This is a genomic window from Lysobacter antibioticus HS124 (assembly GCF_000336385.2).
Classification (GTDB): domain Bacteria; phylum Pseudomonadota; class Gammaproteobacteria; order Xanthomonadales; family Xanthomonadaceae; genus Lysobacter; species Lysobacter firmicutimachus.
This window is the reverse complement of the sequence record NZ_HG424500.1, coordinates 21,487-28,258: the sequence shown is the minus strand read 5'-3', so window position 1 is coordinate 28,258 and position 6,772 is coordinate 21,487. Positions and strand designations below refer to the sequence as shown.

Genomic DNA, 6,772 nt, shown 5'->3' with positions numbered 1-6,772 from the left:
GGATTCGGGATTCGGGATTCGGGATTCGGGATTGGGGATTGGGGATTGGGGATTCGGGATTGGGGATTGGGGATTGGGGATTGGGGATTCGGGATTCGGGATTGGGGATTGGGGATTGGGGAGTCGGGAGTCGGGAGTCGATCGAGAGCATGGACACGGTGCGGCTCCGACTGCGCCGTGTCGCCATTGCTCCCTTTGAAAAAGGGGGACGAGGGAGGATTTGCTTTTGACTGCATCGCCTCGGCCGTCCCCAGAGCAAAGCCCGGCGCCGAGCCGGCTTGCACCGCACCGCCACCTAGGGTCGTCCCGAGGATGCCCCCGTAGCAGCGGAGGATTAGCGTCTGCATACGCGCACCTCGCCGGTGCGGGATTTTCGCTGGGAGAAGGCCCATGGGCTTCGGGCTGCCAAACTTGTTCGGAGGCGGCAACCGACCGACCCTGCCCGGCCTGGGTGGGCCCAACGGCTTGCCCGATCCCCTGGGCCTGGGCGGTCACGGCAACGGCCACGGGCACGGCAACGGCGGCCCGCCGGGCCTGGACGGCGGTCTGCCGCCCGGGCTGGCCAAGCCGCACGACGGCGGTCCGAATCCGGGCGGCCATGTCGACAACGGCAACCATCACGGCAACGACCACAACAACGCCGGCAACGCGCCCTCGCCTTCGGGCACGACCCCGGCCACGCCCGACACGCCCCCTACGTCCAGCCACAACACGCCGAACGTGGTCAGTTCGGGTTCGCCGATCGACGACCAGATCGCCGCCTACCCCAGCCGGCTGCTGCCCGGCCAGTCGGCGCACGGCGCGACGTCGGCGCAGGCGTTCAATCAATCCACCCAGTACCCGCCGCCGACCCTGTCCGAGCGCGCCCTGAGCAGCTTCGCCGCCTCGCCGGCGGCGATGAACCGCGCCGACGCCGTGCCGGCGAACGCGAACGCGCTGCAGGCGGCGCCGAACCAGGTCGCTGCGCTGCCGACTCCGGTCGCCAGTGCCCAGGCCGCAAGCCAGGCGCAGGCCGCGACGCCGGCGCTGGCCCTGCCGCCGGCGCATGCCAACGCAGTGCCGGCCGCGCCGATGGCGGCGATGGCGCACGGTGAGTCCTTGGCCGCGCAGCAGAGCCTGCTCAACCAACTGGCGATGATGCAGAAGCTCGGCCAGCCGCCGGCCGCGGTCGCCGCCAACGCCGCCGCGCCGCATACCGAAAACGCGACCGCGCCGAACGTGATCCCGCTGACCGTGAACACCTCGGCCAACGACCCGCGCGGCCTGCCGACCGCCCTCACCGATCGCGTGCAGCTGCTGCGCGGCGACAGCGCGCTGAACGGCGGCGCGTACGTCGGCGACGGCCCGATGCGGCGCCCGCTGGGCCGCGGCGCGCGCGTGGATGCGGCCTCGCTGACCTATTGGCTGTGGGCGCTCGGGCGAGGCGGCGTGCATCGTCCGACGCACGAGAAAGAGCCCAACCGCGAAGTGCTGCGCGCGCTGCAGTGGCTGTTCTGGGTGTTGACCGTGGTCGCCTACGCCTGCCTGGCGACGGCGCTGATCATGTTGCTGCCGACCGGCGAACTGGTCAGCGACCGCGTCGCCACCGCCGGTGGCGGCGGTGCGCTGATGATCGGCGTAGTCGTCGCCGCGGGCGCGTGGCTGCTGGGGCGGCGGTTGAACAAACGCGGTTGAAGCGCGCCTGAGATCACGCTGGAGCGGCCCGCCCGGTGGCGGGCGCTGAGACGGGCGGAGCCCTCGGTGGGGAGCGCGGCGCTTGGGTCGATGACGCCATTTCATGAAGCGGCTGCGCGTCCCTGTCGCGGCTTACGCCGCTCCTACAGGCGATGGGTCGCGGCGGGTCGCGGCCGCGAGGCGATGGCTGCGCGCCCCTGGGTTGCGGCTCGCGCCGCTCCTACCCTTCGATGGCGCGGCTCACCCTGTGCCGCGCAAGCGCCCGACCGTTCCCCATTCCCAGCCCCACAAACGAAAACGCCGGGCCCGAAGGCCCGGCGTTCGCGCGACTCGGAGTCGGTTGCGGCCGGCGCTTAGTTGCGCTTGGCCATCGCGCCCTGGGCTTCGCCCATGGTCTTCAGCGCGGTGCTGACGGCGTTGATGAACATCGAGTACATCTGGCTCTGCACGGTCAGCTCGGTCGAGTCGGCCGCGGTCGGCTTGTCGCCGATGGCCTCGGCCTTGTTCATGAGCGCTTCGCCGGCCTTTTCGATCAGCTTGCCCATCGCGGTGGCGAAAGCCACCAGCCAGCCGCCTGCGGCGCCCGCGCGGCCGCCGCGCTTGGAACCGCCGGTCTCGTCGACGCCGGCGCTATCGACCATCTGCTGCTGCGAAAACTGAGCGTACGAGGCATTGATGTCCGACATGACACTCTCCTGGTGATTGGGCGATATCAGCCGCTTGCGCGGTTCGGGTGCGGAAGCGGGATTGGATGACTGGGTGAGTGAATTATCGATCCCGGCCGAGGCCTGTACAGCTGGGGCGTTCCCTAGGGGAATGCAGGCCGCGGGGCGCGGAATGTGAGGGCTCTCACGCTCCGCGCCGCACCGGGTTCAGCGATAGGTCTTGACCGGACGCTTGGCGCCCAGCGACGACGGCAAACCGGCCGGCGGCGCCGGCGTCGCGCCGCCGCCGTTCGCGGCCGCCGAGGTCTCGCCGTCGGCCTGCGCCTGCAGCCACTGCAGGGCCTTGTCCTCGCCGTCGCGCTGGCGGCGCTGGGCGAACTCGAGCGCGCGCTTGACGGTCGGGTTGTTGAGCGGCTCGGCGAAGGCCTTGCTCAGCCCGTCGCGGTCGCCGGCCTGGATCACCCGGCTCTCCTGCAGCACGTCCAGGGTCTGGCTGAGGTTGGCCATCAGCGCCTGCGGGTCGGCGACCTCGTCCGGCTTGGCCTCGTCGAGGGCGCGGGTGAAGTGGTGCATCAGCGCGTCGCGATCGGCCGCGTCGATGCCGGACTGCTCGCGCAGCAGGGCCTCGAAGTCGGCGACCATTTGATCGCGCTGCTCCTGGGTCGGGGTGAAGGGCTGGGACATCGGACTCTCCTGTCGCAACTGATGGTGAAAACGAAACCTGTTCGAACGGAACCAGTAGACAACGCGCCCGCGCCGCATCGGAAGCGCACCCGCGCCGATCTTCGACGCGGTGCGGATTTCCGCCGCGACCGCGCAGTATCGCCAGGCGCGCGCGGCGGCGAATCCTCGGGCCGCCCCCAGGGTCTGCGCGCCGGTGCGCGCCAGCCCCGGCGGCGCTCAACGCTTCGGTGCGAAACCGCCGTCGCGCAAAGCGACGGCGCGAAAATCGATGCCGACCGTGCGTCCGATCGCGGCCATGCCGTCGCGCACGCTGGCGCGCTCGGCCGGGCTGCGCGCGTTCTGCCAGGCGGCGCCGGCCAAGGTCGCGACCAGGCCGTACAGCTCGGCCGCTTCCTGCAGTTGTTGCGGTCGCATCGAGGTCAGCTTCTGCCCGCGCGCCAGGCTGTCGGCCAAGCGCGCGCGCAACCCCGAGAACGCGGCATCGTGGTCGCTGCGCGCGCCGTCGTTGGCCAAGGTCCAACCGTAAATCATGAAAGCGTTGAGCACGTCGCCGAAATTGCGCGCGGAATAGCCGTGCGCCTGCAACCGTTGGCCGAACTGCGCCTGCAGGCGGCCGGACTGCAGCGCCTGCACCACCCGGCCGCGGTCGTCGCCGCCGATCTGCTGCGCCAGCAATCGACGGAATTGCGGATGGCGCTCGAACGCACCGTCGATGTCGCGCAACACCTCGCTGTCGAGGCTGGGGCGACGGCCGGTCAGGCTGTCGGCGAAGGCGGCGTTGAGCGCGGCCGACACGGCCGGCCGCGGAGCGAAGTCGAGGCTGTCCAGCGTCGCGCCGCCGCGTGCGGGCGCTTGCTGGCCGCGGGCGCGCGGGCGCGCCTCGCGACGGCCGGGCTCGGCATCGTCGCGGTGGCGCATGATCTGCGAATGGGTGTACGCGCCGACGCCGTCGATCAGCGGCGCGTTGTCCTGCGCCGCCACGACCCAGGTGCCGGCCAGCCATAGCGTCGCGGCCAGGCCGAGCCGCAACGGGCGGCGCCGCAACGCAGCGGCGCGGGTAGAGAGGAGCGTGGACGGGGCCATGGCGGTCTCCTGCCGCGCGCCGGCGAAGGCGCGCGGCGCGAGTCGTTCGCGGTCAGCCGTGGAAATGCGGATCGATGCTGAGCTGGCCGAGATTGCGCGCGGCGAAGCGGCGCGCCAGCTCGGGACCGGCCTCGCGGATCGCATCGAAGCTGGAGCGCGAGCGCACATCGGCGCGCAACTGCCAGCCCTCGGCGGTCTTGGTCAGCAGCAGATCGGTGCCCGGCAAGGTGTCGTCGGACAAGCGCAGCAGGACCTGGCCGTCGTCGCCGCTGGCGCCGCCGTCGCTGACCGCGAGCTGACGCACGTGGCGCTCGACCAGGTCGGCGAACGCGGCTGCGTTCGAGGTCGGTTGGCTGGGCTGGGTCTGGGTCGCGGCATCGCGCATCGCCAGCTGCGCCTGCCACATCGCCGACGCCTCGGCCGGCGGCAGCGAAGCGTCGGCGCGGTCGCCGCCGGCCTGGCGCGATTCCTCATGGCTGCGCTCGCCGACCGCATGATGGCGCGCGGTATTGGTCGCGGCGCGCTCGCGCACCGAATCGCCGATCAGGCGCTGGCTGGTCTGCTCGGCGGCCTCGCCTTCGCCTTCCAGCAAACCGAAGCCGCTGTCCTGCGCGGCGTCCTGGCTCTGCGCGCCGGACTGGGCGAACGTGCCCTGGCGCTGCTGCATCAGGCTGCGGAACTGGTCGACGCTCTCCGGCGCGGCCGGCTGGCGGGGCTGTTCGCGCGGCTGCTTGGCCTGTTCGGCGGCCTCGTTGCGCTTGGCCGAATCGGATTCGGACGTCGAGGAGCTGTTGCGGATCATGCTCATGGCGACCTCGGTTCAGAAGGGGCCGTTCGTCTGCTGGCGCTGGGCCAACATCAGATCGGCGGTCAGGGCTTCCTCGCGGCGCTGGTGTTGCAGGTTCTGTTCCTTGCGCCACAGGTCCTTGCGTTTCTCCAGCGCGTCCAGCCGCGCCTTGGCGCGGAAGAACGCCTTGCGCGATTCGTCCAGCGCCGCCTCGGCCTCGCGCAGCTTGCCCTGCGCTTCCTGCAGGCGCTGCTGGGCGGCGACGCCGAGTTCGCCGAGGTGGTCGATGTGCGATTCGCGCTGCGACATCGCCATCGGCCAGGGCACGCCGGGCGGCGGCGGGTCCATCAGGCGCAGGCGCTGCGCCGCGCGCTCGTCGCGGATCGCGTCGATCTCGCCCTGGATGCGGGTGCAGGCGTCTTTCTTCTCCTGCACCTGGCGCTGGCGTTCGAGCACCAGCATGCGCGCCGTCTCGACCCGGTGCGCGCGCAACTGCAGCAGCGTGTGCAGGGGATAGCGCTTCATGCGAACAACCTGCGCAGGGCGTCGATGGATTGCTTGTAGTCGGCCAGGTCTGCGGAGGACTGCTGCAGCAGCTTGCGGATCGGGCCGATCTTCTCGATCGCGATGTCGGCCTCCGGATCGCTGCCGCGCTTGTATTCGCCCAACTGCAGCAGCAACTCGATGTCCTGGTGCTTGGCCAGGTACTTGCGCAGCTGGCCGGCGGCGCGCTGGTGGGCTTCGTCGGCCACCCGCGGCATGGTGCGGCTGAGGCTGACCAGCACGTCGATGGCCGGGTAGTGGTAGGCGGCGGCCAGCTTGCGCGACAGCACGATGTGGCCGTCGAGGATCGAGCGCACTTCCTCGGCGACCGGGTCGTCGCCGTCTTCGCCTTCCATCAGCACGGTGTAGAACGCGGTGATGCTGCCTTTGTCGTTGTTGCCGGCGCGCTCGAACAGGCGCGGCATCTGGCTGAACACCGACGGCGGAAAACCGCGCCGCGCCGGCGGCTCGCCGATCGCCAGGCCGACGTCGCGCAGGGCGCGGGCGAAGCGGGTCACCGAGTCGACCAGCAACATCACCCGCTTGCCGCGGTCGCGGAAGTACTCGGCGATGGCGGTGGCGACCCACGCCGCGCGGCTGCGCTCCAGCGCCGGCCGGTCGGAAGTGGCGACGACGATGATCGATTTCTGCAACCCGGCCTCGCCGAGGTTGTCGTGGATGAATTCGTTGACCTCGCGGCCGCGCTCGCCGACCAGGGCGATCACGTTGACGTCGGCCTCGCCGCCGCGCGCAAGCATGCCGAGCAAGGTGCTCTTGCCGCCGCCGGCGACGGCGAAGATGCCCAGGCGCTGGCCGACGCCCGCGGTGATGAGGGTGTCGAGCGCGCGCACGCCGGTGGCGAAGGGGCGCTCGATCAGCTGCCGCGCCAACGGATTGGGCGAGGCGGCGTAGATCGGCACCTGCACGGTCGGGCCGAGCCCGCCGCGGCCGTCGAGCGGTTCGCCGTTGGCGTCGAGAATGCGGCCGAGCAGGCCGTCGCCGCAGCGCACCGAGGCCTGGCGGCCGGTGGCGACGACTTCGGTGTCGTGGGCGACGCCGTCGAGCGGGCCCAGCGGAGTCAGCAAGGTGTACTGGCGCGACACGCCGACCACTTCGGCGGCGAGACGGAACTGGCGGTCGCGTGGGCTGCGCAGCTCGCACAGCTCGCCGATCATCGCCTTCAATCCGGTGGCGCGGATCATGGTGCCGTAGGCCTCGGCGACCTTGCCGACGCGCACCACCTTGGGCACCCGCGCCAGCGCGGCGATCAGCGGGTCCTGCTGCGGCACCGGCGCGGGCGCCGGTTGCAGGACCAGGCGCGGCAGGCTGCTCACGG

7 protein-coding genes are annotated in these 6,772 nt (G+C 71.3%); 1 reads left to right on the top strand and 6 read right to left on the bottom strand.

The window, feature by feature from the left end:
• The first annotated feature begins 465 nt into the window (after positions 1 to 465).
• Complete coding sequence (locus TX83_RS11195) at positions 466 to 1,674, top strand: hypothetical protein (RefSeq protein ID WP_141233480.1); 1,209 nt, start codon at positions 466 to 468, stop codon at positions 1,672 to 1,674.
• Between the two features lie 353 nt (positions 1,675 to 2,027).
• Here the strand turns inward: TX83_RS11195 and TX83_RS11190 are convergent, their stop codons facing one another.
• From TX83_RS11190 to TX83_RS11165, 6 genes are all read right to left on the bottom strand, one after another.
• Positions 2,028 to 2,360 carry a hypothetical protein gene (locus TX83_RS11190; RefSeq protein WP_064748030.1) on the bottom strand — a complete coding sequence of 111 codons (333 nt, stop codon included), beginning with the start codon at positions 2,358 to 2,360 and terminating at the stop codon, positions 2,028 to 2,030.
• Positions 2,361 to 2,546: 186 nt separating this feature from the next.
• On the bottom strand, positions 2,547 to 3,023 hold the full coding sequence (locus tag TX83_RS11185) for a hypothetical protein (protein WP_064748029.1): 477 nt from the start codon (positions 3,021 to 3,023) through the stop codon (positions 2,547 to 2,549).
• Between the two features lie 216 nt (positions 3,024 to 3,239).
• A complete protein-coding gene (locus TX83_RS11180) occupies positions 3,240 to 4,106 on the bottom strand; it encodes a hypothetical protein (protein WP_141233479.1) in 867 nt (288 codons plus the stop codon).
• A 52-nt stretch (positions 4,107 to 4,158) separates the two neighbouring features.
• A complete protein-coding gene (locus TX83_RS11175) occupies positions 4,159 to 4,914 on the bottom strand; it encodes a hypothetical protein (RefSeq protein WP_064748027.1) in 756 nt (251 codons plus the stop codon).
• Positions 4,915 to 4,926: 12 nt separating this feature from the next.
• Positions 4,927 to 5,418 (bottom strand): hypothetical protein, encoded by a 492-nt coding sequence (locus tag TX83_RS11170; RefSeq protein ID WP_064748026.1) that lies wholly within the window; start codon positions 5,416 to 5,418, stop codon positions 4,927 to 4,929.
• On the bottom strand, positions 5,415 to 6,770 hold the full coding sequence (locus tag TX83_RS11165; RefSeq protein WP_315851264.1) for a FliI/YscN family ATPase: 1,356 nt from the start codon (positions 6,768 to 6,770) through the stop codon (positions 5,415 to 5,417). The genes TX83_RS11170 and TX83_RS11165 overlap by 4 nt, the downstream gene beginning before the upstream one ends.
• Positions 6,771 to 6,772: the final 2 nt, after the last annotated feature.